The organism is Streptomyces sp. NPDC058326 (assembly GCF_042879855.1).
GTDB lineage: Bacteria > Actinomycetota > Actinomycetes > Streptomycetales > Streptomycetaceae > Streptomyces.
In genome coordinates this window covers 438,343-463,613 of the sequence record NZ_JBHVZO010000005.1, presented here as the reverse complement: position 1 = coordinate 463,613, position 25,271 = coordinate 438,343, and the positions used below count along the sequence as shown (strand labels likewise).

Here is a 25,271-nt window from a genome sequence, read left to right as displayed (position 1 = left end):
GTGGCCGGGGCCTCAAGGGCGGGCGGAGCCCAGCAGAGCGGCGAAGTCCTGCGGGCCGGCGTCGAACCCCTGGCTGAGCGGACGGTACGTCCAGCCCTCGGCGCCGTCACGCGTGAACTCCACGACCGTCGCCGACAGGGCGCCTTGCACATCCGCGAAGTCGGAGACCAACAGGTCCGTGTAGCCCTCGCGGACCCGTACGCCCGTGTTCGCTATGTCTCCGAAGGTCAACCGCCCACCGCCCTGCTGGATGGCGACGCCGACCACCACACGCCCGTACCGCGGTGCCAGCCGGTCCAGCTCCAGGGTCATCGCCTCGTCGTAGCCGAAGCCCTGGCCCGTACGGCTGTCGCGGTGGAGCGTGATCGTGCCGTCGGGGGAGCGACTGCCGAAGTGCACCAGATGGACCGGCGCTCCGTGCGGGTCGTCCGCCGCGAAGACGCCGGCGACGATGTCCAGGTCGTGGGCCGGCGTGCCGGTCGGGGCGGGGTCCCACCGGAGCGTGACCTCGACTTTTCCCACCCCTTTGTTGAGTCCGCTCATGGTGCTTCCCCTCTCCGCGTACGCCCCCGCGCACGCCTCGCGTCGTACCGTCGACCGGCTCAGAAACCCATGGTCGTGGGCCGATCACTCATGGTGTCATGGGGCTCGGACAGCGGGCCCGAGGGTTGAGGGGGAGATCGCTTTGTGGAGCGGTGACGAGCTGGATCTCGACGCATATCTGGCTCGAATCGGATACGAGGTCGAACGGGACGGGGAACTCGCGCCCGACGTACGGACCTTGACGGCCCTTCACCGGGCGCACGTCGGGGCGGTGCCCTTCGAGAACCTCGACGTCGCTCTCGGGAGGCCCGTACCCCTGGACCTGAAGAGCCTTCAGGACAAGCTCGTCGCGAGGCGCCGGGGAGGCTACTGCTACGAGCAGAACTCCCTGTTCGCTGCGGTTCTCGAACGGATCGGCTTCACGGTGGCCGGGCGCGGGGCCCGCAACCGGTCGCGGGGCGCAGACCTGCCGCCGGTCACCCACGCGCTTCTCGTCGTCACGATCGCGGGAGAACAGTGGCTCGCGGACGTCGGGTTCGGCTGGCAGGGGCCGCTGGAACCGGTGCCGCTGCGTGACGGGGTCCTGGTCGAGCAGAGCGGCTGGACGTTCGGGATCGGGGCCGAGGACGAGGGCATCCACGTGCTGCGTTCCCTTCGACCGCAGGGCTGGACCGATCTGTATGCCTTCTCCCCGCAGACCCTCTACCCCGGTGACTTCACCGTCATGAACCACTACAGCTCCAGCCATCCCGAGTCGCGATTCCTCGGCCAGGTCGTCGCCCAGCGGCCCGGCGTGGACGTGCGCAGGGCCTTGGTGCGCGAGGTGCTGTCAACGGTGCGTACGGACGGCGTCACCGAGGAAAGGACCGTGTCCGCCGCTGAGTTGATCGCAACGCTGGAGACCGAATTCGGAATCGAACTGGACGATGAGGAGCGCGCGGGCCTGGTGCGCGTGCACCCGGGGGGAATCTGACGGGGTCTGCCGGGGCGGTCGTCTGCCCCGTACGATGGCGCGGTGCTGGTCAAGTGGATTCGCTGCACCGTGGTGGACCGTCGAGGGTTCGAGCGGGGGCAGCGGAAATGGGCGGGGCTGCCCGGTGAGCCGGGATTCCAGGGGCAGGGCGGCGGGTGGAGCCGGGCTCGGCCGGACGTCGCCCATATCTTCGCGTTCTGGGAGAGCAGGGCCTTCTACGACTCGTTCATGGCGCGCTCCCATGATCGGCTCGCGACCGCGCAGATGGGCACGTTCAAGGACGCCCAGGTCAAGCTGTTCGACCACCGTTTCGACGTGAAGACGGGGTTCGAGCCGCGGTTCTCCGACGCCGACGTGGCGCGCGTGGCGCACTGCCGCGTCCACGAGGACCGCGCCGAGCACTTCGCGCTCATGCAGGAGAAGGTGTGGAACCCGGCGATGGCCGGGTCTCCCGGCATGCTGAGGGGGCTGTTCGGGGAGGCGCCCGGCAGTGAGTTCCTGGTGCTCTCGATGTGGCAGTCCGCCGCGGAGCACGGGAAGTACCGGGTGGAGCGCATCGAGCGGCTCGGTCTGCGCGCCAGGACCGCGGCCGACGTGGCGGCCCTGGCCGGGGACGTGGTGCAGCTCGAGCCGTCCTGGACGGTCTGAGAAGGGCGCCGGGAGGGCTCCTTTTCCGGCCAGCCCGTGAAGCTGCCTACACGGGGACGTACGCGCCCGCTTCGACGCCGGCGAGTACCGCTCGTGCCGTCTGGTCCGCGAGCGCGCCGTCGATCGGTTCCCGGGTGACGAAGAGCCGGAGGAACAGAGGCGCTGAGACCGCCCGTACGACCGCCGCCGCGTCGGTGCCCCGCGGCGCCTCGCCGCGGGCGACGGCCCGGGTGACGACGGCCTCGCAACGCCGGAAGCGTTCGGCGTAGAAGTCGTGGAGGGCCTCGGCGGCCCGCGACGACTGGAAGGCGGCGCCGACGAACGCGGTCGGGGCGGCCGCCGCGGCCCCGTCGCCGAAGGCGTCGACGACCTCGTGCCCGAGTGCGCGCAGGTCTCCGCAGAGGCTGCCGGTGTCCGGAGGGGTCCAGGCGTCCTCGCCGGCCAGGTCGAGCGCGTCGGCGAGGAGCCCTTCGACGCTGCCCCAGCGGCGGTACAGCGTCGTCTTGTGGACCCCCGAGTGCTCCGCCACGTACTCCACGGTGAGAGCCGGGTAGCCGTGCTCGGACAGGCCGGTCAGGACGGCGTCGCGCACCGCAGCCCGGGTGCGGGCGGTGCGGCCGCCGGGGCGCATGCTGCCAGGTGCGGGTGCGGGTGCGGGGTGGCCCTCGATCGACTCATTCAATTGCTACTCCCGTTGCGTTAGGGCTATGAGTGTGCCACACTCGGCTTAACGCAATAAGTGTTGCATTTGACCGTCACTCGTGGAGGCGCCCTTGCCGACTCAGATCTCTCTGCACGACGTCGTCGTGAGCCGTGGGGAACGACTGCTCCTCGACCAGGTCTCACTCTCCGTACGCCCCGGAGAGCGGATCGGGATCGTGGGAGAGAACGGCGCGGGGAAGTCGACCCTGTTACGCCTCCTCGGCGGGGTCGAGCAGCCCGACGAGGGCAAGGTCGTCACCGTCACCGACGGCGGCGTGCGGATGCTCGCGCAGCTTCCCGAGCTGCCTCCCGAGGCCACCGTCAGCGACGCGATCGACGCCGCGCTCGCCGAACTCCGCGCCATGGAGCGGCGGCTGCGCGCACTCGAAACCCGACTGGACACCGCGGGCGCGGCGGAACTCGACACGTACGGCGAGCTCCTCACCACCTACGAGCTCCGGGGCGGATACGAGGCGGACGCCCGGGTCGACAAGGCCCTGTACGGTCTCGGGCTCGCCCGGACGGGACGTGAGCGACGCCTCGGTAGTCTCTCGGGCGGCGAGCTGGCCCGGCTCGGCATCGCCTGCGCGGTCGCCGCCGTCCCCGAGGTGCTCCTGCTCGACGAACCGACCAACCACCTCGACGCGCAGGCACTCGACTGGCTGGAGGACGCCCTCCTCGCACACCGAGGCACCGTTGTGGCGGTCTCCCACGACCGGACCTTCCTGGAGCGGGTCACCACCGCGATCGTGGAGGTGGACGCCGACCGTCGTGCGCTCGTGCGCTACGGCGACGGGTACGCCGGCTACCGCGCGGCACGGGAGGCGGCCCGACGGCGTTGGGAGGAGGCGTACGAGGACTGGTGCGCGGAGACGGCACGGCTTGAGGCGTACGCGTCGACAACGGCACGGGGCGTCGCGCCCGGAAGGGAGATGAAGGACAACAACAAGATGGCGTTCGACCGGGCGGCGGGGCGCGTCCAGGCCTCCGTCTCGGGGCGCGTCCGCAACGCCCGGGAGCGACTGAGACGGCTCCGGGAGGAGCCCGTGCCCCAGCCGCCCCAGCCTCTGTCCTTCACCGCCAGACCGCTGGCCGGCGCCGTCGCGGGAGCCCTCGTCACCCTGGCCGGGGTGCGGGTCGCGGACCGCCTCGACGTCGACACGCTGACCGTCCAGGCCGGGGAGCGGCTGCTCGTCCACGGCGGCAACGGCGCGGGGAAGTCCACGCTGCTGCGGGTCATGGCGGGGGCCGTCCACCCCGACGCCGGGGAGGTGCGACGGGCCGGTCGGATCGGGTACCTGGCGCAGGACGTCGCCGTCCGGCGCCCGGAGGAGCGGCTGCTGACCTGCTTCGGGCGCGGGCTTGCCCTCCCTGAGGACGAGCGGGCCGAATTGCTCCTGTCGTACGGACTGTTCCGCTCGGCCGACCTGCATGTGCCCGTCGGAGGCCTCTCCGCGGGCCAGCTCCGTCGGCTTGCGCTCGCCCGGCTGCTGGCCCGGCCGGCCGACCTCCTCCTCTTGGACGAGCCGGGAAACCATCTGGCCCTCGGTCTTGTCGAGGAGCTGGAAGAGGCGCTGGAGCAGTGGCGAGGCGCCCTCGTCGTCGTCTCGCACGACCGTGCGCTGCGCCGCCGCTTCACCGGCCACATACGCCGGATGGACTCCGGGCGCCTCCTCGGCTGAGCCTGTCGGGGACCGGCGTTCTAGGGTCGGGGTATGGCACGACCGCGGCGCATCGTTCTCGTACGGCACGGAGAGTCCGAGGGCAATGTCGATGACACGGTGTACGAGCGGGAGCCCGACCACGCGCTCCGGCTCACCGCGTCCGGGCTGCGGCAGGCGGAGGAGACGGGGGAGCGGCTGCGGGAGCTCTTCGGTGAGGAGGCGGTCAGCGTCTACGTCTCTCCGTACCGCCGCACCCACGAGACCCTGCGCGCCTTCCGGCTCCCCCCGGAGCAGGTCAGGGTGCGGGAGGAGCCACGGCTGCGGGAGCAGGACTGGGGCAACTGGCAGGAGCGGGACGACGTACGCCTGCAGAAGGCCTACCGGGACGCGTACGGGCACTTCTTCTACCGCTTCGCCCAGGGGGAGTCGGGGGCTGATGTCTACGACCGCGTCGGGGCGTTCCTGGAGAGCCTCTACCGCAGCTTCGAGGCGCCCGATCACCCGCCCAACGTCCTGCTCGTCACGCATGGACTGACCATGCGGCTGTTCTGTATGCGCTGGTTCCACTGGACGGTCGCGGACTTCGAGTCGCTCTCCAATCCCGGCAACGCCGAGACGCGCGTACTCCTGCTCGGCGAGGACGGGAGATACCGGCTCGACCGGCCGTTCGAACGCTGGCGGACCCCAGAACCGTACGGGCCTACCGGATAGAGTGGCGGACCGATGACCGCTGACTCCTCATTCGACCGGCGCTTCGACCGCGCCCTGGCCAGCCTGCGCGGGCTGTCCGTGGGAGACGCCCTGGGCTCCCAGTTCTTCGTACCCGCCAACTATCCCCTGCTGAAGCGGCGCGAGCTGCCCGATGGCCCCTGGCAGTGGACCGATGACACCGAGATGGCCTGCTCCGTCCTGGCCGTCCTCGCCCGCCACGGGCGGATCGACCAGGACGCCCTGGCCATGTCCTTCGCTCAGCACCACGATTTCGACCGGGGCTACGGCCCGGCCGTCAACCGGATGCTTCGGCTCATCCGGGAAGGCGGCGACTGGCGTGAGCTGGCCGCCGCGCTCTTCCAGGGACAAGGGTCCTGGGGCAACGGCGCCGCGATGCGGATCGCCCCGCTGGGAGCCTGGTACGCGGACGACCCGGAGCAGGCGACCCACCAGGCCGAGATCTCCGCCTATACGACCCACCAGCATCGTGAGGCCGTGGTCGGCGCCATGGCCGTCGCCGCCGCTACCGCACTCGCCGCCGACCCCGCGGGACCGCCCACTCCCGAGAAGCTGCTCGACGGGGTCGTCGCCCTCGTGCCGCGCAGCGCGGTCGGGGCGGGGCTGCGCAGAGCCCGCGACATGCTGGACTACGACGACGCGGGCACGGTCGCCGCGGTGCTCGGCAGCGGCCGGCGGACGAGCGCGCACGACACCGTTCCGTTCGCCCTCTGGTCGGCCGCACGTGGCCTCGGTGATTTCGAGCGGGTCTTCTGGACGACCGCGCAGGTCGGCGGTGACGTCGACACGACCTGCGCCATCGCGGGCGGAGTGGTGGCCGCTACGGCGGCCGGATCTCCACCGGCGGAGTGGCTGCGGCAGACCGAGGCCCTTCCCGATTGGCTCCCGGCCACGGCTGCCTGATCGCCACGATGTCCCTGTGCCCCTGAACCGGCGTCCCAGGGGCATCGGCGTTCTCAGGCGACCGGCCCGGCGGCCTCCGCGCGGCCTCTGAGCGTTTCCAGGTCGCTCTTGCGGACCCCTGGTCCAGAACGGCCATGCGCATCGCGATCAGCGCCATCGCGACGGCCACGAGCGTGCGCGTCACGAAGTTGAGGCCCATGCCGAAGACCGGCAGCGGTCGTTGGGCGAGCCCCGCGCCGGTGACGATCGCGACCGTCACCGGAAGGAAGGCGGGTAAAGCCGCGGTGTACCGGCGCTGGCCGTCGAAGGAAGACCTCGTCGCCGACGGGCTCCGGGCCGGACTGTCGACGCTCGACGAGGCACCGGACCTCGTGGGTGTGCGTGAGGAGCTGTACGAGCTGTGCCGCCGGGTCCGTACGTCATTCCAAGCCAGGCTTAGCCATTCGCGCCGCGCTTCACGAATGCGACGCCGAGTCCGCCGAACGGTTCCACGGCTTGGTTGTCACGGAAGTGGTCGAGCCCTCGGCCCGACTCTTCAAGGCTGTGATGACCGGCGGAATCGTGCGGGGATAGGTGCGAGTCGACGCCGGCGACGATCTGGTGCTCGGCGTCATGCCCGTCAGGATGATGTACCGGTCAAAGGTGTGCGTGAGCGAATGTTCGGGCCGGGGGATCGCCGACCTCGTCGACCGGATCATGGTGCCGCCGCTCCGCCCATGACGCAGGCGGGGAAGCGTCCGAGGGGTGGCGTGCGGGGTCTCCGGCGACTCGGGGTGAGGGGTCTCCCGGACTCCGAGGGGAATCCGGGTATCGCGGGCGGCACCAGGCGGCGTAACCTGTCAGGCGCCATGCCGTACGAACCACCCACCCACACCGTCGAGCGATCGCTCCGAGCCACCACCGGCGCCAAGATCGTTGCCGGAGTCGACGAGGTCGGACGCGGGGCGTGGGCCGGCCCCGTCACGGTGTGCGCGGCCGTCACCGGGCTGCGCCGGGCCCCCGAAGGCCTCACCGACTCCAAACTCCTCACCCTCAAGCGCCGTACCGCGCTCGCCGCGGAGCTGGAGGGGTGGGTCACGGCGTACGCGCTCGGCGACGCCACCCCTCAGGAGATCGACGAGCTCGGAATGACCGCTGCGCTGCGGCTCGCCGCGGTCCGCGCCCTCGAAGGCCTCCCCGTCCGGCCCGACGCGGTGATCCTCGACGGCAAGCACGACTACCTCGGCAGCCCCTGGCAGGTCCGCACGGTGATCAAGGGCGACCAGTCCTGCGTCGCCGTGGCCGCCGCCTCCGTCATAGCCAAGGTCCGCCGGGACGCCGTCATGGCGGAGCTGCAGGCCGGGGCCGAGGAGTACGCGGCGTATGCCTTCGGGGCCAACGCGGGCTACCCTTCGCCGGTCCACAAAGCGGCGCTGGAGGAGTGGGGTCCCACCCCTCACCACCGTCTCTCCTGGTCGTACATGGACGCGATGCCCAGATGGCGCCATCTCAAGAAGGTCCGCCTCTCCGCCGAGGCGGCCGCGCTGGAGAGCGGGGGCCAACTCGGCTTCGACTTCTGACTTTCCGGTCGAGGGACCCTGCCCAAGGGCCTCCCGCACGGCCGGGGTGCATATGTGTGCCCACCCGCCGGTGCCTCGCGCAGCGGCGTTTGATAGACATCAACCCATGCCTCTCACCCCCGAGGAGCCTCAGATTCACGAGAGCGCCCAGGGTCCCCGCGCCACCGCGGCCGCCGGCCGCCCCGCGTCGACCCCCCGTCCCGTACCCGGCCCGCGTTCCGCGGCCTCTCCGCGGCCCGGACGCCCCGTTCCCGGTCCGGCCAGGCCCGCGCCGCCGGCGCCCCGCCCGCACCCCGGTGCCGGGCCGTCTCCGGCGCCCACTCCGGAGAATCGTTCCGTTCAGCGATCCGCGCCGCAGCTCCAGCTGATCCCGGCCCCCGTCGACGGCGCGCTCGACGCCGCCGAAGAGGCCCTGGACCTGCTCCTGGAGAGCGGACGGGCACCCGGCGAGGTCCTCGTGCTCACCACGGGCGATCCGCACCCGTGGACCACGCATGAACTGTCCTTCGGCGAGGCCGCCTACTGGGGCCAGCAGGACGCCGGTGACGACGTCTTCTTCGCGAACGCCGCCGCCGTGGAGCGAGCGAACTCACGGCCCGTCGTGATCGTCGCCGTCAACGGCGGAGACGACGAGTCGACCGCCAAGGCCCTGCCGTCGGCGATGGCCCGCGCGACCGGGCTGCTTGTCGTCTGCGGTGACCCGCAGCGCGTCACGGCGCTCCTCGGAGCGGGCGCCGGAGTCTGACCGACCACCCCTCCGCCGGGCCGGACCGGACCGGCGGGGGTGGGCGTCGCCCACGCGATCAGCGCGCGGCCGCCCTGCGCAGGGGCTCGGTCGCGCCGCTCGCGGTTCTCGGCGTGAGCCGGCCGAGTTCGGCCGGCCCGTCACCGAGTGGCAGCGGAAGCGAGTCGGAGCTCGGACGGCGACCGCCCCGGCCTTCGCCGAGCACCTGCCAACCCCCTCGGGTCAGCGTGATGTACGCGCCGCAGCGGAGCCCGTGCAGGGTGCAGGCGTCCCGGAGCCCCCACATCCAGGCTCCGTCCTCCTCCGTCCAACGCTCGTCGCCCTCACGGCAGTACAGCAGGACCGCGGTCCGCACGGGCGAGCGCCTGCGCAGGTCGTGCGGAATGACCCGCCGCAGATGCGCAAGCAGCGCGTTGCGGAACTCCCAGCCGTCGGCCGGTGAGGGCCGCCGGACGAACGAGGCGCTGGCGGCGAGTCGTTCCTCGTGGTCCAGAACCGCGAGAACGGCCATCGAGGGCGTGGGCGTGTGACGGGAGTGCAGTCCGCCGACGACCTCACGCGGATTGCGCAACAGCGGGATGCCCGCCGCTGACCACTCGGCCGGCTCGAGTATCCGGGCGAGGCGGTTGGCGGACTCGGACGACGATCTGAGCGAGGTGGCTGTGGGCGGAGCGAATCCGAGGGTCACGGTCCTCCCTTCGGATACGCGCCCGCGAGGCGGGCAAGGTCGGGTGAGGGCGCACCACGGCACAGTCCTTCAGGGCCGCTGACGGGCCGTGCGGGGCGGTTTCCCAATTCTTGCTGGCCCGTGCGCGAGCGGCAACGAGCAATTGAGGCAGCTGACGGGAATGGGTTGGTATGCCACTCATATCCCTGCCCAGTTGCCCATTGTTCACTCCCCGTTTCCTCTCCTGTTTCACCCCTGGACGGCAAGTACCAGCGGAAATACCCCTTCCGCTCCGGCCCGCCGCAGCAGGCGCGTCGCCACGGCCAACGTCCAGCCGCTGTCGGAGAGATCGTCCACGAGGAGAACCGGCCCGCCGGCGGCGGCCAACCGCTCACCCAGCTCGGCGGAGACCGTCAGGGTGCGCTGCAACCCGACCACGCGCTGGGCGCTGTTGGTCCGGGACAGTCGCATCTCTTCCGCCTCGGGCGCGTACTCCACCTCACCCAGCAGGGGCATCCTGCCGATCTCGGCGATGCGCTGCCCGAGCGAACCCACCAGTCGCGGTCTGCGGTGGGAGGCGACCGTGACCACCCCGGCGGGCCGGGCCGGCGCGTCCGGCGCACCGGAGGCCCAACCGCCGGGCCCCTTGGCCCAGTCGGCGAGCACATGCACCACCGCCCGCACGACGTCGTCGGGCACGGGCCCGTCCGGCGCGGTGTCGGCCAGCAGGGGACGCAGCCGGTTGCCCCAGCCGATATCCGAGAGCCGCCCCAGGGCCCGGCCGCCGAACGCCTGCTCGCCGGACGGGATACGGCCCTTCAGATCGACCCCGACCGCGGCGAGACCCGTCGGCCACATCTTGCGCGGCTCCACCTCCACTCCCGGACGCCCCAACTCGCCCTTGGCGGCGTCCAGAGCCGCGTCCGACACCTTCGGATCGAACCGGCTCCCCGCGCAGTTGTCGCAGCGACCGCACGGAGCGGCCTCCTCGTCGTCCAGTTGACGCCGCAGGAACTCCATCCGGCATCCTGTCGCCGCCGCGTAGTCGCGCATCGCCTGCTGCTCTGCCGCTCGCTGACGCGCCACCCACGCGTACCGCTCCGTGTCGTACACCCAGGGCCGGCCCGTGCTCTCCCAGCCGCCCTTCACCCGCCGTACGGCGCCGTCCACGTCGAGGACCTTGAGCATCGTCTCAAGCCGTGTCCTGCGCAGCTCCACCAAGGGCTCCAGGGCCGGCAGGGACAACGGCCGGCCCGCCTGTGCGAGCACGTCGAGCGTGCGCCGTACCTGCTCCTCGGGCGGGAAGGCCACCGAGGCGAAGTAGCGCCAGATCGCCTCGTCCTCCTGCCCGGGAAGCAGCAGCACCTCCGCGTGCTCCACGCCTCGCCCGGCCCGGCCGACCTGCTGGTAGTACGCGATCGGGGAGGAAGGCGACCCGAGATGCACCACGAAGCCCAGGTCCGGCTTGTCGAAGCCCATGCCGAGGGCCGACGTCGCCACCAGCGCCTTGACGCGGTTGGCCTGCAGGTCCTCCTCCGCCTGCTGCCGGTCGGCGTTCTCCGTCCGGCCCGTGTACGACGAGACCGTGTGCCCGCACTGGCGCAGATAGGCCGTGACCTCGTCGGCCGCGGCGACCGTCAGCGTGTAGATGATCCCGGAACCCGGCAGCTCGTCGAGGTGATCGGCCAGCCAGGCCAGCCGGTGGGCCGCGTCGGGCAGTCCGACCACCCCCAGGCTCAGACTCTCGCGGTCCAGCGGTCCGCGCAGCACGAGGGCGTCCGTGCCGGCGCCAGTGCCGAGCTGCTCGGCCACGTCCGCCGTCACCCGGGCGTTCGCCGTCGCCGTCGTGGCGAGCACCGGCACCCCCGACGGCAGGTCGGCCAGCATCGTGCGCAACCTGCGGTAGTCGGGCCGGAAGTCGTGCCCCCAGTCCGAGATGCAGTGTGCCTCGTCGACCACGAGCAGCCCGGTGGCGGCCGCGAGCCGGGGGAGGACCTGGTCGCGGAAGTCGGGATTGTTGAGCCGCTCGGGGCTCACCAGGAGCACGTCCACCTCGCCGGCGGACACCTCCTCCTGGACGGTCTCCCACTCCTCCGTGTTCGACGAGTTGATCGTCCGGGCGCGGATGCCCGCCCGAGCCGCCGCCTCCACCTGGTTGCGCATCAGCGCGAGCAGCGGGGAGACGATCACGGTCGGGCCGCTTCCGCGCTCCCGGAGCAGCGAGGTCGCCACGAAGTACACGGCCGACTTTCCCCAGCCGGTCCGCTGAACCACCAGGGCCCTGCGCCGGTCGGCGACGAGCGCCTCGATGGCGCGCCACTGGTCCTCGCGCAGTCTCGCCTTGCCGGTCGGGTCCGATACGAGACGGGCGAGCACGGCGTCGGCGGCGGTCCGGAGCGCTGCGCGGTCTTCCAGGGGATCTGCGTGGGTCATGCCTCCATGCAACCCGATGCCTCGGACATCGCGCGAATGAGCGGCCGAGCCTGTGGACAACTCGACGGTCGGCCGACACCCCCTTCCAGGAGTTATCCACAGGGGTTTCGGATTTCGGGAGATCACGAGACCGTCCTGACCATGAACGCGAATCACCACGAATCCAGCGGACCCTCCCGTACCCAGCAGATCACCCTGCGAGGCCCGGCGGAACTGGCCGACGCCCTGCCGTTCATGCTGGGCTTCCACCCCACCGACTCCGTCGTCCTGGTCGCCCTCCACGGCGAGCGCGGCCGCTTCGGCGGCCGAGTCAGGCTCGGCATTCCGAGCGCGCCCCACGAATGGGCGTCCACCGCGGGACACCTCGCCGAATGCCTCATCGACGGAGGAGGCAGGAGCGGCACGCGGCCGGACGGCATCGTCGTCTTCCTCTGCCAGGACCCCCGGGCCGGCGAGACGGGCCGCGGGGTCATGGAACGACTGCGCCCCTTCTCCCAGCACCTCCGTACCGCCTGTGGCGCTCTCGACATCCCTGTCTACGAGGCCCTCTGCATCTCCGACGGTCTCTACTTCTCCTACTGCTGCCCCGACACGCGCTGCTGCCCGCCGGACGGCACCCCGCTCGCCCTCAGCGGCACTTCGGTGATGGCGGCCGCCGCGGCCTACGCCGGACTCCAGGTACGCGGTTCCCTGCGGGACATGGAAGGGCGGCTCAAGCCCTCCGGCGGCCCGGCGGAGGAGGAACAGCGCGCGGCACTCGACGCGACGGCCGCCGCGATCGTCCCCCGGATCCTCGAAGGCGCAGAAGGCAAGGGGCGGGAAGAGGTGCGTGAGACGACGCTGCGGCTCGCCCGTGCCGTCCTCCGCAGGTTCGTCAACCCGAAGCGCCCGAGCCAGGTGGGCCCGAGCGGTCCGACGGACCGGACGGGGCAGCTGAACGTGGCAAGGGCCGGCGCCGGAACGGTCGAGGGCGACGCGGCCGATGACGCCCTGGTCGGGATCGACGAAGCGGCCGCGCTGATCATCGGACTCCAGGACCGGGTCACCCGCGACCGCGCCGCCGAATGGATGGAGGGCTGGGAGGGCACCGCGGCCCTGCGGCTCTGGCGCGTCCTGGCCAGGCGCTGTGTCAGCCCCTACCAGGAGCACGCGGCCGCGCCCCTCACCCTCGCGGGCTGGGTCGCCTGGTCCACCGGCGACGAGCCGACCGCCCGGGTCGCCCTCGGACTCGCACTCGACGCCGATCCCGAGTACGTGTTCGCCCGGCTGCTGCACCAGGCGTGCAACGAAGGGCTCGACCCCGAGTCGCTCCGCTCCTGCCTGCGGAGCGAGCGGGACACCCGAGCCGCTGTGGAACCGCCCGTTCCCGCCGTCTCCCGACGCGTCCGGATGCGCACGGCCCGCCCGCAGAGCACCCGGCAGACCCTCCGGAAACCCGGTCGCCAGACCGGTGGAGCGGAGCGCCGGACGACGGCCGGGGTCCGGCCCAGTGGACCCGCCACGGGGAAGCCGGGAAGCGGGTCCCCGCGGCACGGCGGACAGCGCGGCACGAGGAGTGGGCGATGACGACCGTGACCCGGCTGCCCGCAGGCGCGTTCAGCTCTCTGGCGGAGCCGTCCGAGCCGTCCGAGCCGTCCCGCCGACACTCCGCCGGCCGCCCGGTTCGCACAGAGAGCACCCCATATCCGCCATGGCCCTCAGCCCCGCCCCGGCCCCCGGCCGCCCCACCGGACCCTCGATCGCTCACTCGCCCGGACGCCCGTCCGGCACCGCAGCCGTGGCTCCACGCGCGGCGCGCCCCATGGAGCTTCCCCCGGTGCACGGCGCGCTTCTCTGTGTGGCCCTTCCCGCTCTGGCCGTCTGCGCCGAGCACGGTCAGCTCACCGGCGAAGGGCCCGAGGGCGTCTACGCGGCGGGGCGGCGGCTCCTCTCCCGGTGCGTCCTCCGGGTGGCGGGACGCGAGCCGGTCCCCCTCCAGGGCCGCATGGCGGCACCCGACCGGGCGGTCTTCCTCGGCGTCCTCCGTGTGCCGGGAGACACGGGTCCCGACCCCGGTCTCACCGTCGAACGCACTCGGAGCGCCGACGGCACCGAACGGATCACCCTGCGCAGTGCCGCCGCCCGCCCGCTCCGGCTCCCTGTGGAAATCGCTCTGGGCACGGATCTCGCGGACCTGGGCGCGGTGGCGTCCGGCCGGTCCCTACCCGAGCTCACCGCGAGCGTCCACGGCACCGGTCTCCGCTGGACAGGTGAAGGCCGGGCCGTCGCCGTCACGGCGGACCCGCCGCCCATGGACTCCCTGGCGGCGGCCGGGGTGCTTCGCTGGGAGGCCGACGTGGCGCCCGGTGGCGCCTTCACCGTCCGGCTACGCGTACGCGACGACTCGACCTCCCGCTCCCCCGGCCCCTCGGGAGCGGCCGCCGGACGGCCCGGCGGCCACCTCCTCGCCGACGCCCGGGCCGAGGGCGACGATCCGCGCGCGGGGGAACTGCTGCGCGTGTCCGTCGAGGACCTGCGGGCCCTGCTCCAGCGTGACCCTTCGCATCCCGCGGACGTCCATCTCGCGGCCGGCGTCCCCTGGCGGTGCGGACCGGTCACCGCCGAGGCACTCTGGGCGGCCCGGATGGCCCTTCCCCTCGGCACCCGGCTCGCCGTCACCACCCTGCGCGCCCTCGGCCGCGCCCAACTCGGCGGCTCGGGGCCCGGGTCCGGTCGTATCCCGGGGCCCCTCAGGGACGCGGGACCGCATCTGCCGCCCCGCTGCACAGGCACCGAGGCCACTCTCGCCTTTCCGGTCGTTCTCGCCGAGGCCCGCCGCTGGGGGCTGCCGGCGGCGGACCTGGAGGAGCTGCTTCCCGTCGCGGAACGCTGCCTCGACTGGCTCCGCCGGGCGACCGGAGGGGACGGACTCGTGCCGGACCCGGGGCCGGCCGGGCCCTGGCGGACCGAGACACAGGCACACGCGCACCGCGCGGCCCTGCTCGGAGCGGACCTGCTCGACGGCTGCGGGAGACCCGGGGGAGACGCGCTGCGCGAACGGGCATGGACGCTCCGCGAGCGCTTCCGCCGGGAGTTCTGGCTCGACGACCGGGCGGGGGGCCGCCCTGCCGTCAGCCGGGAGAGGGACGGCCGGAGCGGGCGCCACCTGGGCGGCTGGGCCGCGCACCTGCTCGACACGGGACTGCTGGGTGGCGGCCGCTACGCGCAGGGTCTGCTGGACAGGGTGCAGACCGAACAGGTGGCGAGGCTGCTCGGCGCCCCGGCCCTGGACTCCGGCTGGGGGCTGCGCGGCCTCGGCGCCAAGGAGCCGGGCTACAACCCCTTCGGCCACCGGGCGGGCGCGGTACGGGTCCACGAGACGGCGGTCGCGGTGGCCGGGCTCGCCGCAGCCGGCCATGAGAAGGAAGCCGCCTCCCTGCTGCGCGGGCTGCTCGACGCGTCGGAGGCCTTCAGCTACCGGCTGCCCGAGATGTTCGCGGGGGAGCAGCGCACGGCGGGTGGGCGCCCGGTGCCGCACCCGGCAGCATGCCGGCCGGCGGCCGTCGCGGCGGCCGGAGCCGTCCACGCCCTGCTCGCCCTCGCCGGGATCCGGCCCGACGCACCGGGCCGCTCCGTGTCGACGCACCCCCTGCGGTCGGCCCCCCTCGGCGCCATCCGGTTCTCGGGGCTCGTGGTCGCGGGCGAGCCGTTCGCGGTGCGGGTCGGCAGGCTCGGTCTCGGTATGGTCGAGGAGGCCGCTGAGGGCCTTCAGCTGGGGGTGTGACGGGATGCCGGGCACAGACACGAGAGAAGCCGTGCGGCAGGGCGAGGAAGTCGTCGCCGATGCTTCCGAGGGGCGTGTTTATCGTCAGGAAGACGACTATGATCGCGGCATGCCTCCCTACGACCCGTCGGCCTTTCCGCCCTTCGCCGTCACCGTCGATCTGGTCGTGCTCACGGTGCGCCGCCACGCGCTCTGCACCTTGGTCGTACGACGGGGAGAAGCGCCGTTCCAGGGGCGCTGGGCGCTGCCCGGCGGCTTCGTGCGCGCGGAGGAGGACCTCGGCGCGGCGGCCGCCCGTGAGCTGGTCGAGGAGACCGGCCTCTGCGCCCACGACCCCGCCGCCCCACCGCCCGTCCCCAGCAACGGCGCCCACCTCGAGCAGCTGGCGACCTACGGGGCCCCCGACCGTGACCCGCGCATGCGCGTGGTCAGTGTCGCCCACCTGGCGCTGGCCCCGGACCTTCCCGCGCCGAGAGCCGGCGGCGACGCGAACAGCGCCCGCTGGGCCCCGGTGGAGGAACTGCTCGGCGAGGACATGATCGCCGGGGCGCTCGGCAGCGCGGACCCGGCCGGAGCGGCCGACGACGCCGGCGCCGCCGACGAGAAGGACGGGAGTCCCGAGGCGCTCGCCTTCGATCACGCCCGGATCCTCGCCGACGGCGTGGAGCGCGCCCGCTCCAAGATCGAGTACTCCTCCCTCGCCACGGCCTTCTGCCCGCCGGAGTTCACGGTCGGAGAGCTGCGACGCGTCTACGAAGCCGTCTGGGGCGTGTCCCTGGACCCGCGCAACTTCCACCGGAAGGTGACCGGCACGCCCGGCTTCCTGGTCCCGGCCGGGGGTACCACGACCCGTCAGGGCGGGCGTCCCGCCCAGCTCTTCAGGGCAGGTGGGGCCACTCTCCTCAACCCGCCGATGCTGCGTCCCGAGGTCTGACGGGCCGGTACATCCGGCACCCCAGGGCCCCAACCCTGCGTTGAAAGTCCGAAATGTAGCGTTATCTTGCTGCGGTAGCGCCGCCCTGCCGCGGAGCGGTGTCATCTACCGCGAGAGAAGCGATGCTCCAGGCAATCGGACTGACCAGCACTCCCCGCCGCGATCGCCCGCCCGCCGTGGACGATCTGACCTTCGAGGCCCGGCCGGGTGCCGTGACCGCCCTTCTCGGACCCTCCGGCTCAGGCAAGACCACCGCACTCCGGCTCATGCTCGAACTCGAGCCCGGTCGGGGGATCACCTACTTCCGGGGCCGGCCGCTGCACCGCATCGCCCATCCTCCGAGAGAGGTCGGCGTGCTCCTCGGTGACATCCCCGGACATCCTTCCCGCACGCTCAGAGGCCAGTTGCGGATGCTCTCCGCCGCCGCGGGGGTCCCCGCCTCACGGGCCGACGCGCTCACGCGGGCCGTGGGCCTCACCGGACTGGAACGCCGACGGATCGGCACCCTCCCGATCGGAGCGGACCGGCGACTCGGCCTCGCGTGCGCCCTGTTGGGCTCCCCCCACACCCTGTTGCTCGACGAGCCGGGCGCCGGACTCTCCGTACCCGAGAGCGCGTGGCTGTTCGAGCTGCTGCGTGCGCACGCGGCCGATGGGGGAACCGTGCTCTACGCCACGGAGGACCCGAAGGACGCGGCCCGCAACGCCGACCGGGTCGTCACGCTCGACGGTGGTCGGCTCGTCGCCGACCAGGACGTCGCCGAGTTCGCCCGTACCCGGCTCCGGCCGCGGGTCGCCGTCCGTACCCCCCAGGCCGCGAGGCTCGCCGCTGTGGTGACCCAGGAGGCCAGAGCGGCGCGCCGCCCGGTCGAGGTGGTCACCGAGGACGGCAATCGCCTGTTCGTCTACGGGAGTGACTGCGCGGCCGTCGGGGACACGGCGTTCCGGCACGGTGTGCCGATCCACCGACTCGCCGCCGAGACCGGTGACACCGGGCCCGTTTCCCGGATCCCGGCGGGAGGCACATCGGGGGAGCGGGCAACCGGTGAGGCGTCCGCCGACGCGAAGCCGCAGCCCGTGGGTGCGGCGCGGGACACCTCGGACGGGGGGTCGGGCGGTGTCCGCAGGCCGGCCCGCGCGCCCTTGCGTCCGCTCCGGTACGAGATCCATCGGCTCCTGGGTGTGCCGTCCACGCCGCTCGTCGCGGCGGCCGTCCTGCTCGGTTCCGTGACGCTCGCCCTGCTTCTCGGGCGGGGCGGTGGCGCCGCGCTGCCCGCCGTCCTGGCCGGCTGGCCGGCGCTCTCCCCGCTGCCGCCCGCGGCTCTCGGGGCCGGACTCCTCGGCGCCTTCTCCTTCGGTGAGGAGTACCGCTACCCCGCGCTCACGACGGGCCGGGGATTCGTGCCCCGCAGACCGGGACTGTTGCTGGCGAAGCTCGCCGTGGCGGCGGGCGTGGCCCTCGGGCTCGGGGTGGCCGTCGTGGTGGCCGATCTGGAGGCCCTGAGGTTCGTCTACGGTGCCGACTCGATCACCGTCCCGAAGAACTGGCCGACACTCTGTGCCAGTTGGCTGGGGCTGTTGGTCGGCTGCGCCTGGGCGGGGGTGCTCGGTGCGGGGGTGTTCCGGGCGGCGGCGGCCGGAGTGGCCGCGGTCCTCGCTGTGCCGGTCGCCTTCGTCCCGCTGTTGCAGAAGGTGCTGACGGGGCCGTCGGTGCGATCGGCCGCGGGACTGCCCGCGCGATTGCGCGAGTTCGCCGGCCCGCAGTGGTCACCGGCGGTCGATCGCTGGCTGACCGGGGGGCTGCGGGTGCTCGGGCAGCCCGCGGGGGTGGCGCTCTCGCTGACGTTGACCGGGTTGCTGTGTGCCTATGTGCTCACCGGCCTGCGTCGTAAGGCCCGTTGGTGATCACTCGCTGGCTGAAACGTTCCGGTTCGCTGTCAACTCCCTTGACCCCCGCCCCGTATGTCCGATAAATCGTCAATTGCGCAGGGGGTGCCGATCACCCTTTCGTGTGCTTTTCACCAAAGACCTCAAGGGTCACGGAGGCAACGCCGACAAAGGATGCGTGAGTACCCTTGCGCACACCATGATGACCGCCGCCCGCTCCGTCGACTCCGGCCTCGGCACCCCGGGCGATCTCGACCGCTACCCCTACGCGGAGGCGCCCGCCGCCGGCCGCGTGGGCCCGCCCTCCTGGGAGGGTGTGGACACCGACCTGGGCCGCGTCGGCCGCAGGAGCACCGGCAACCGGGGCCGAGGGCTGCACGGGCAGCTCGTCCAGCAGCTCGGACAGATGATCGTCTCCGGCGACCTCGGGGCCGACCGTCCGCTCGTCCCCGAGGAGATCGGCCAGCGGTTCGAGGTCTCGCGCACCGTCGTGCGCGAGTCACTGCGCGTGCTGGAGGCCAAGGGGCTCGTGAGTGCCCGCCCGAACGTCGGCACGCGCGTCAGGCCCGTCAGCGACTGGAACCTCCTCGACCCCGACATCATCGAGTGGCGTGCCTTCGGCCCGCAGCGCGACGACCAGCGCCGCGAGCTGAACGAGCTCCGCTGGACGATCGAGCCCCTGGCCGCTCGTCTCGCCGCCGGACACGGCCGGGAGGACGTCCAGCAGCGTCTCGCCGACATGGTCGAGATCATGGGGCACGCGTTCGCGCAGGGGGACGGCATCACCTTCTCCCGTGCCGACACCGAGTTCCACTCGCTCCTCATCCAGCTCGCCGGGAACCGGATGCTGGAGCACCTCTCCGGCATCGTCGGCGCCGCGCTCCAGGTGTCGGGCGGCCCCGTCACGGGCTGCGACCGCCCGAGCGAGGCCTGCCTCTCGCACCACGCCCGGATCGTGGACGCGCTCGCGGCGGGGGACGCCCTGGCTGCCGAGACGGCCATGCGGCAGCTGCTCACGGTCCACCCCGAGGTGGAGCGCGTCGTCCCCGCCCCCCGCGAACACTGACCCGCGGGTCGTGGCCGTGAGTGCGGAGGGCCGGGCGTCGGGTGCCCCCGGGTCCGAGCGGCACCCGGGGGGTCCGGCGGGGATTCCCCGGGTGGCGACAGGGTTCCGGCGGCACGGATGTACCCTTACCTACCGCTCTGTGCCGTTCTGTCGCGCATGAGGTGTGACTGGGGCCACGAAGTTTGGGCGTAACACTCCTCCGAGCCGTGCGATGACCTAAGAGGTGACAGCCGAGGAAGGAATACAGCCGCCGGAAGAGGCGCTGTGCAGTTCCCCGGTCCAGCCCGCGCCGTCGGCACATTCCCCGTCGACGGTCGTCGGCTCCAGCCCCATCCAGGGCGGGGCCGGAAGCCGTTTCCATCGTTCCGAGAGGTTGTTCGTGTCGGCCAGCACATCCCGTACGCTCCCGCCGGAGATCGCCGAGTCCGAGTCTGTGATGGCGCTCATCGAGCGGGGAAAGGCTGATGGGCAGATCGCCGGCGATGACGTGCGTCGGGCCTTCGAGGCTGACCAGATTCCGCCAACCCAGTGGAAGAATGTTCTGCGCAGCCTCAATCAGATCCTCGAGGAAGAGGGTGTGACGCTGATGGTCAGTGCAGCGGAGTCGCCGAAGCGCGCCCGCAAGAGCGTCGCAGCGAAGAGCCCGGCCAAGCGCACCGCCACCAAGACCGTCACCGCCAGGACGACCGTGACGAAGACCAGCGTCACGGCCGCCTCGGCCGCCGCGGCAGAGGGCGCCGACCCGGCCGACGAGGCCGGAGTCGCCGCCAAGAAGGCGGCCGCGAAGAAGACCGTCGCCAAGAAGGCGGTGGCCAAGAAGACCGTCGCCAAGAAGACGGCGGCCAAGAAGACCACGTCCAAGAAGGACGCCGACGAAATCGTCGAGGGCGAAGAGCTGCTCGAGGACGTCGCGCCCGGTAAGGGCGAGGAAGAGGAGACCGAGGGCGAGACCAAGGGCTTCGTCCTGTCCGACGAGGACGAGGATGACGCTCCGGCGCAGCAGGTCGCCGTCGCCGGTGCCACCGCCGACCCGGTCAAGGACTACCTGAAGCAGATCGGCAAGGTCCCGCTGCTCAACGCCGAGCAGGAGGTCGAGCTCGCCAAGCGCATCGAGGCCGGCCTGTTCGCCGAGGACAAGCTCGCGAACTCGGACAAGCTCGCTCCGAAGCTCAAGCGCGAGCTGGAGATCATCGCCGAGGACGGCCGCCGGGCCAAGAACCACCTCCTGGAGGCCAACCTCCGTCTGGTGGTCTCCCTGGCCAAGCGCTACACCGGCCGCGGCATGCTCTTCCTGGACCTCATCCAGGAAGGCAACCTGGGTCTGATCCGCGCCGTCGAGAAGTTCGACTACACCAAGGGCTACAAGTTCTCCACGTACGCCACCTGGTGGATCCGTCAGGCGATCACCCGCGCCATGGCCGACCAGGCCCGCACCATCCGTATCCCGGTGCACATGGTCGAGGTCATCAACAAGCTCGCGCGCGTGCAGCGCCAGATGCTCCAGGACCTGGGCCGTGAGCCCACCCCGGAGGAGCTGGCCAAGGAGCTCGACATGACCCCTGAGAAGGTCATCGAGGTCCAGAAGTACGGCCGTGAGCCGATCTCCCTCCACACCCCGCTGGGTGAGGACGGCGACAGCGAGTTCGGCGACCTGATCGAGGACTCCGAGGCGGTCGTCCCGGCCGACGCGGTGAGCTTCACGCTCCTCCAGGAGCAGCTGCACTCCGTCCTCGACACGCTCTCCGAGCGTGAGGCGGGCGTCGTCTCGATGCGTTTCGGCCTCACCGACGGTCAGCCGAAGACGCTGGACGAGATCGGCAAGGTCTACGGCGTGACCCGCGAGCGGATCCGCCAGATCGAGTCGAAGACGATGTCGAAGCTGCGTCACCCGTCGCGTTCGCAGGTGCTTCGCGACTACCTCGACTGATCCGTACATGCCGCGGACACGTGGCGCGGAGCGGTAGACGGAAGGGCCCGGTTCCCCGAGAGGGAGCCGGGCCCTCCGGCGTGCTGGGGTGCACGGCGCGTGTCGGTGCTGGACGCTGGGTGAACCGACATCACCGGAGAGTCAGGAGGCTCCATGCGTGGTTCTCTCACCCGAGCATTGACGGGTGCTCTGGGCCTGATCGCCGTAGCGGCGGGGCAGGCCACCACCGCCGCCCCCGTGGCTGCCGACAGCGTCGTGGTGGGCGGGCGCCCGGCCCAGATCGCGGACGCGCCCTGGGTCGTGGCGCTGTCCAGCCGTGACCGGTTCGGGGGTACGCGCGGGGGGCAGTTCTGCGGAGGTGTGGTCGTCGCGCCCACCAAGGTGCTCACGGCGGCCCACTGCCTGGGGCGGGAGGTGCTCGGCGGCGAGCCGTGGGAAGTGCGGGACTTCGTTGTCATCGCCGGCCGAGCCGCGCTGCGCGGGCAGGGCGGGCAGGAGGTGCGCATCTCGGACACCTGGGTGAACCCCGACTACGACCCGACGACCAACTCCGGCGATCTCGCGGTGCTGACGCTGGTGAGCGCGCTGCCGCAGTCGTACGTGATCGGCGTCGCCCGTGCGGGCGACGCCGTGCAGGCGCCCGGGACGGAGGCGAACGTCTACGGCTGGGGCGATACGACCGGCAACGGGACCTATGCCTCGACACTGCGGACAGCGCCCGTGCGGGTGCTGCCGGACGACGCGTGCCAACAGGCGTATCCGGGAGGATCCGGCGGTGTGGCGTACCGGGGCGACACGATGCTGTGCGCGGGCGACCCGGAGGGCGGCAGGGACGCGTGCCAGGGCGACAGTGGAGGCCCGCTGGTGGCCAAGGGGCTGCTCATCGGGCTGGTGTCCTGGGGCAGCGGCTGCGGGCAGGCGGAGAACCCGGGGGTCTACACGCGGGTCTCCGCGGTACTTCCGGCGCGCCTCTGACGGGCCCCTGAACCGCGTCTGACGCCGGATGCGATACGAGAACGGACGGCCACCCCCCTGGAACGCGGGGTGGCCGCCCGTTGTCCGGTCAAAATGGCCGGATCTGAGCTCGTCGTGGTTGCGAAGCGTCAGTGCTCGTCGCCCACAGTGCGGGCCGGCACGTCCGTGAGCCGGTCCGTCTCATCCTGTATCTCAACGGCGATCTTCTTGAGTTCCGGCTCGAACTTACGTCCGTGGTGGGCGCAGAAGAGCAAGTCACCTCCGCTGGTCAGGACGACACGCAGGTATGCCTGGGCGCCGCAGCGGTCGCAGCGGTCAGCGGCCGTCAGGGGGCTCGCGGGGGTCAGAACAGTAGTCACGTCGCCTCTTCTCTAGCTCGACGAGCTGTCGTACCAGGGTCAACATCCAACCAGGCCGAAAACGTTCCCGCTCGTGGCTTTTCCTTGAAACTTCTTCCCAAGGTGGCTGTCTGCTGCCGGTTGGCGGCGAATGAGCCGTATTGCTTCGCTCTACGGATTTCGCGTTGCTTGTGTCGGTCGGCCCTCCCGGCGGTTGCCGGTTGTTGATGAGGACGTGCCCGGAGCCTAAATGGTTCATGCCTGGAAGGGAACGTGATGTGCGCGTCACCCCATCGAGGGATCGAACATCCATGCGACCCTGGACTAGCATGAGGAATCGGGGAGGGTGGCGTGACAACGGCTCTACCAGGCATCGGTACCCTCTGACCGGTGACCGACGCCGGGCCTTACCCCATCGGGCCAGATTTCAAATTCAGCGAGGAGCGAACCGCGTGACCGCCGAAACGTCCGTGCCGTCCAGTGCGCTGCTGACCGCAGACCGTGACGGTTCCAACTACACCGCGCGGCACCTGCTCGTACTCGAAGGGCTCGAAGCGGTCCGCAAGCGCCCCGGTATGTACATCGGGTCCACCGACAGCCGCGGCCTGATGCACTGCATCTGGGAGATCATCGACAACTCGGTCGACGAGGCTCTCGGTGGCTACTGCGACCACATCGAGGTGATCCTCCACGACGACGGGTCGGTGGAGGTCCGGGACAACGGCCGTGGCATCCCCGTCGACGTCGAGCCGAAGACCGGACTCTCCGGGGTCGAGGTCGTCATGACGAAGCTGCACGCCGGCGGAAAGTTCGGCGGCGGATCGTACGCCGCGTCCGGCGGTCTGCACGGCGTCGGCGCCTCCGTGGTCAACGCCCTGTCGGCACGCCTCGACGTCGAGGTCGACCGGAACGGCGCCACGCACTCGATCAGCTTCCGCCGAGGTGTCCCGGGCATCTTCACCGAGCAGGGCCCCGACAGCCCCTTCGACCCGGCCAACGGCCTCCTCAAGGGCAAGCGCGTCCCCAAGACCCGCACCGGTACCCGCGTCCGCTACTGGGCGGACCGCCAGATCTTCCTCAAGGACGCCAAGCTCTCCCTGGAGACGCTGCACCAGCGCGCCCGGCAGACCGCCTTCCTCGTGCCCGGCCTCACCATCGTCGTCCGCGACGAGCGTGACCTCGCCGGGATCGGCAAGAGCGAGGAGACGTTCCGCTTCGACGGCGGCATCAGCGAGTTCTGCGAGTACCTCGCGCAGGACAAGGCCGTCTGTGACATCCAGCGCCTCACCGGCCAGGGCACCTTCAAGGAGACCGTCCCCGTCCTCGACGAGCGCGGCCACATGACCCCGACCGAGGTCACCCGCGAGCTCTCCGTCGACGTCGCCCTGCGCTGGGGCACCGGATACGACGCCACGGTCAAGTCCTTCGTCAACATCATCGCCACGCCGAAGGGCGGCACCCACGTCTCGGGCTTCGAGCAGGCCGTGACCAAGACGGTGAACGAGGTGCTGCGCTCGGCGAAGATGCTGCGCGTCGCCGAGGACGACATCGTGAAGGACGACGCCCTGGAAGGGCTCACGGCCGTCGTGACGGTGCGCCTCGCCGAGCCGCAGTTCGAGGGGCAGACCAAGGAGGTCCTCGGTACGTCCGCCGCCCGCCGGATCGTGGCGAACGTGGTGGCCAAGGAGCTCAAGGCCTTCCTCACCTCCACCAAGCGGGACGCCAAGGCGCAGGCGCGCGCCGTCCTGGAGAAGGCCGTCGCCGCGGCCCGCACCCGGATCGCGGCCCGGCAGCACAAGGACGCGCAGCGCCGGAAGACCGCGCTGGAGTCCTCGTCGCTGCCCGCCAAGCTGGCCGACTGCCGCAGCGACGACGTGGAGCGCAGCGAGCTCTTCATCGTCGAGGGAGACTCGGCCCTCGGTACGGCCAAGCTCGCGCGCAACAGCGAGTTCCAGGCCCTGCTGCCCATCCGCGGCAAGATCCTCAACGTCCAGAAGTCGTCCGTGTCGGACATGCTGAAGAACGCCGAGTGCGGGGCGATCATCCAGGTCATAGGAGCGGGCTCGGGCCGCACCTTCGACATCGACGCGGCCCGCTACGGGAAGATCGTGCTCCTGGTCGACGCCGATGTCGACGGCGCCCACATCCGCTGTCTGCTGCTGACGCTCTTCCAGCGCTACATGCGGCCCATGGTGGAGGCCGGGCGGGTCTTCGCGGCCGTGCCCCCGCTGCACCGCATCGAGCTCGTCCAGCCCAAGAAGGGCCAGGACAAGTACGTCTACACGTACTCGGACAACGAGCTCCGGCAGACCCTGCTGGAGTACCAGCGCAAGGGCGTCCGCTACAAGGACTCCATCCAGCGCTACAAGGGTCTGGGCGAGATGGACGCCGACCAGCTGGCGGAGACCACGATGGACCCGCGTCACCGCACCCTGCGCCGCATCAACATCGGCGACCTGGACGCGGCGGAGCAGGTCTTCGACCTTCTGATGGGCAACGACGTGGCTCCCCGCAAGGAGTTCATCACCGGCTCGGCGGCGACGCTCGACCGCTCGCGCATCGACGCCTGAGCACTCGGCCGTGGGTGGGGCCGAGCGCTCCGCCCACGGGCCGATCACGGGCCCTGCGGTACGCATATCAGCACGGTCTGGTCAGGTCACCTCGGAGAAGAGTCACCTGATGGGGTGAACACAGAGAGGAGAAGAGTCCGGGATCTTCCCGCTCTGTCCATCCTTGGGCACGCGGCCGAAACGGTTCGCTTGACAAGGAGAGTTGGCCGGTGGAGCAGGTGGACAAGCAGGAGGGGCTCGACGCTT

20 protein-coding genes are annotated in these 25,271 nt (G+C 71.6%); 15 read left to right on the top strand and 5 right to left on the bottom strand.

The annotated features are described in order from the left end of the window. Positions 1–12 precede the first annotated feature (12 nt). Positions 13–543, bottom strand: coding sequence for a TerD family protein (locus ACFVYX_RS13485; RefSeq protein WP_389681477.1), 531 nt, complete (start codon positions 541–543; stop codon positions 13–15). On the opposite strand from ACFVYX_RS13485, the gene ACFVYX_RS13480 reads away from it, so the two are divergent. Together ACFVYX_RS13480 and ACFVYX_RS13475 are read left to right on the top strand one after the other, a co-directional pair. Continuing rightward, complete coding sequence (locus ACFVYX_RS13480) at positions 542–1,516, top strand: arylamine N-acetyltransferase (RefSeq protein ID WP_389681476.1); 975 nt, start codon at positions 542–544, stop codon at positions 1,514–1,516. The two genes, ACFVYX_RS13485 and ACFVYX_RS13480, sit on opposite strands and share 2 nt — an antisense overlap. A gap of 42 nt (positions 1,517–1,558) precedes the next feature. Beyond that, positions 1,559–2,164 carry a YdbC family protein gene (locus tag ACFVYX_RS13475; RefSeq protein WP_389681475.1) on the top strand — a complete coding sequence of 202 codons (606 nt, stop codon included), beginning with the start codon at positions 1,559–1,561 and terminating at the stop codon, positions 2,162–2,164. 46 nt (positions 2,165–2,210) lie between these two features. On the opposite strand, the gene ACFVYX_RS13470 is transcribed toward ACFVYX_RS13475, so the two are convergent. Next, on the bottom strand, positions 2,211–2,795 hold the full coding sequence (locus tag ACFVYX_RS13470) for a TetR/AcrR family transcriptional regulator (RefSeq protein WP_389681548.1): 585 nt from the start codon (positions 2,793–2,795) through the stop codon (positions 2,211–2,213). A 142-nt stretch (positions 2,796–2,937) separates the two neighbouring features. Between ACFVYX_RS13470 and ACFVYX_RS13465 the strand changes: the two genes are divergently transcribed. The 5 genes from ACFVYX_RS13465 (at position 2,938) to ACFVYX_RS13445 (ending at position 8,466) form a co-directional block, all read left to right on the top strand. After that, positions 2,938–4,548, top strand: a complete 1,611-nt coding sequence (locus tag ACFVYX_RS13465) for an ABC-F family ATP-binding cassette domain-containing protein (RefSeq protein ID WP_389681474.1) — start codon at positions 2,938–2,940, stop codon at positions 4,546–4,548. Between the two features lie 33 nt (positions 4,549–4,581). Then, positions 4,582–5,241, top strand: coding sequence for a histidine phosphatase family protein (locus ACFVYX_RS13460; RefSeq protein WP_389681473.1), 660 nt, complete (start codon positions 4,582–4,584; stop codon positions 5,239–5,241). Positions 5,242–5,253: 12 nt separating this feature from the next. After that, complete coding sequence (locus tag ACFVYX_RS13455; RefSeq protein WP_389681472.1) at positions 5,254–6,162, top strand: ADP-ribosylglycohydrolase family protein; 909 nt, start codon at positions 5,254–5,256, stop codon at positions 6,160–6,162. A gap of 848 nt (positions 6,163–7,010) precedes the next feature. Beyond that, entirely contained in the window at positions 7,011–7,721 is a 711-nt protein-coding gene (locus tag ACFVYX_RS13450) for a ribonuclease HII (RefSeq protein WP_389681471.1), read from the top strand. Positions 7,722–7,827: 106 nt separating this feature from the next. After that, positions 7,828–8,466, top strand: coding sequence for a hypothetical protein (locus ACFVYX_RS13445; RefSeq protein WP_389681470.1), 639 nt, complete (start codon positions 7,828–7,830; stop codon positions 8,464–8,466). A gap of 58 nt (positions 8,467–8,524) precedes the next feature. Here the strand turns inward: ACFVYX_RS13445 and ACFVYX_RS13440 are convergent, their stop codons facing one another. Then, positions 8,525–9,154 carry a hypothetical protein gene (locus ACFVYX_RS13440; protein WP_389681469.1) on the bottom strand — a complete coding sequence of 210 codons (630 nt, stop codon included), beginning with the start codon at positions 9,152–9,154 and terminating at the stop codon, positions 8,525–8,527. A 228-nt stretch (positions 9,155–9,382) separates the two neighbouring features. Beyond that, a complete protein-coding gene (locus ACFVYX_RS13435; RefSeq protein WP_389681468.1) occupies positions 9,383–11,566 on the bottom strand; it encodes a RecQ family ATP-dependent DNA helicase in 2,184 nt (727 codons plus the stop codon). 141 nt (positions 11,567–11,707) lie between these two features. Here ACFVYX_RS13435 and ACFVYX_RS13430 point away from each other — a divergent pair, with 141 nt between their 5' ends. From ACFVYX_RS13430 to ACFVYX_RS13400, 7 genes are all read left to right on the top strand, one after another. Continuing rightward, positions 11,708–13,132, top strand: a complete 1,425-nt coding sequence (locus tag ACFVYX_RS13430) for a DUF4192 domain-containing protein (protein WP_389681467.1) — start codon at positions 11,708–11,710, stop codon at positions 13,130–13,132. A gap of 124 nt (positions 13,133–13,256) precedes the next feature. After that, positions 13,257–15,329 (top strand): glycogen debranching N-terminal domain-containing protein, encoded by a 2,073-nt coding sequence (locus ACFVYX_RS13425; protein ID WP_389681466.1) that lies wholly within the window; start codon positions 13,257–13,259, stop codon positions 15,327–15,329. Between the two features lie 109 nt (positions 15,330–15,438). Beyond that, positions 15,439–16,263: an NUDIX domain-containing protein gene (locus ACFVYX_RS13420; protein ID WP_389681465.1), complete on the top strand. Its 825-nt coding sequence runs from the start codon at positions 15,439–15,441 to the stop codon at positions 16,261–16,263. A 122-nt stretch (positions 16,264–16,385) separates the two neighbouring features. After that, the gene (locus ACFVYX_RS13415) at positions 16,386–18,167 is read left to right on the top strand and encodes an ATP-binding cassette domain-containing protein (protein ID WP_389681464.1); all 1,782 of its coding nucleotides are present in this window, start codon (positions 16,386–16,388) and stop codon (positions 18,165–18,167) included. A gap of 160 nt (positions 18,168–18,327) precedes the next feature. Beyond that, positions 18,328–19,215 carry a FadR/GntR family transcriptional regulator gene (locus ACFVYX_RS13410; RefSeq protein ID WP_389681463.1) on the top strand — a complete coding sequence of 296 codons (888 nt, stop codon included), beginning with the start codon at positions 18,328–18,330 and terminating at the stop codon, positions 19,213–19,215. Positions 19,216–19,594: 379 nt separating this feature from the next. Further along, positions 19,595–21,142, top strand: coding sequence for an RNA polymerase sigma factor (locus ACFVYX_RS13405; protein WP_389681462.1), 1,548 nt, complete (start codon positions 19,595–19,597; stop codon positions 21,140–21,142). A gap of 153 nt (positions 21,143–21,295) precedes the next feature. Beyond that, positions 21,296–22,117, top strand: a complete 822-nt coding sequence (locus ACFVYX_RS13400; protein WP_389681461.1) for a serine protease — start codon at positions 21,296–21,298, stop codon at positions 22,115–22,117. 128 nt (positions 22,118–22,245) lie between these two features. Here the strand turns inward: ACFVYX_RS13400 and ACFVYX_RS13395 are convergent, their stop codons facing one another. After that, positions 22,246–22,476, bottom strand: coding sequence for a hypothetical protein (locus ACFVYX_RS13395; protein WP_030211728.1), 231 nt, complete (start codon positions 22,474–22,476; stop codon positions 22,246–22,248). Between the two features lie 431 nt (positions 22,477–22,907). Here ACFVYX_RS13395 and ACFVYX_RS13390 point away from each other — a divergent pair, with 431 nt between their 5' ends. Beyond that, a complete protein-coding gene (locus ACFVYX_RS13390) occupies positions 22,908–25,025 on the top strand; it encodes a type IIA DNA topoisomerase subunit B (protein ID WP_389681460.1) in 2,118 nt (705 codons plus the stop codon). The last annotated feature ends 246 nt before the right edge of the window (positions 25,026–25,271 follow it).

What these genes read in the sequence shown, in the direction of transcription:
- ACFVYX_RS13480 (WP_389681476.1), top strand. Translation starts at nt 542, where the DNA reads ATGGTGCTTCCCCTCTCCGCGTACGCCCCCGCGCACGCCTCGCGTCGT.
- ACFVYX_RS13485 (WP_389681477.1), bottom strand. Translation starts at nt 543, where the DNA reads ATGAGCGGACTCAACAAAGGGGTGGGAAAAGTCGAGGTCACGCTCCGG.
- ACFVYX_RS13420 (WP_389681465.1), top strand. Translation starts at nt 15,439, where the DNA reads ATGCCTCCCTACGACCCGTCGGCCTTTCCGCCCTTCGCCGTCACCGTC.
- ACFVYX_RS13455 (WP_389681472.1), top strand. Translation starts at nt 5,254, where the DNA reads ATGACCGCTGACTCCTCATTCGACCGGCGCTTCGACCGCGCCCTGGCC.
- ACFVYX_RS13400 (WP_389681461.1), top strand. Translation starts at nt 21,296, where the DNA reads ATGCGTGGTTCTCTCACCCGAGCATTGACGGGTGCTCTGGGCCTGATC.
- ACFVYX_RS13425 (WP_389681466.1), top strand. Translation starts at nt 13,257, where the DNA reads ATGGCCCTCAGCCCCGCCCCGGCCCCCGGCCGCCCCACCGGACCCTCG.
- ACFVYX_RS13430 (WP_389681467.1), top strand. Translation starts at nt 11,708, where the DNA reads ATGAACGCGAATCACCACGAATCCAGCGGACCCTCCCGTACCCAGCAG.
- ACFVYX_RS13460 (WP_389681473.1), top strand. Translation starts at nt 4,582, where the DNA reads ATGGCACGACCGCGGCGCATCGTTCTCGTACGGCACGGAGAGTCCGAG.
- ACFVYX_RS13450 (WP_389681471.1), top strand. Translation starts at nt 7,011, where the DNA reads ATGCCGTACGAACCACCCACCCACACCGTCGAGCGATCGCTCCGAGCC.
- ACFVYX_RS13435 (WP_389681468.1), bottom strand. Translation starts at nt 11,566, where the DNA reads ATGACCCACGCAGATCCCCTGGAAGACCGCGCAGCGCTCCGGACCGCC.
- ACFVYX_RS13470 (WP_389681548.1), bottom strand. Translation starts at nt 2,795, where the DNA reads ATGCGCCCCGGCGGCCGCACCGCCCGCACCCGGGCTGCGGTGCGCGAC.
- ACFVYX_RS13445 (WP_389681470.1), top strand. Translation starts at nt 7,828, where the DNA reads ATGCCTCTCACCCCCGAGGAGCCTCAGATTCACGAGAGCGCCCAGGGT.
- ACFVYX_RS13415 (WP_389681464.1), top strand. Translation starts at nt 16,386, where the DNA reads ATGCTCCAGGCAATCGGACTGACCAGCACTCCCCGCCGCGATCGCCCG.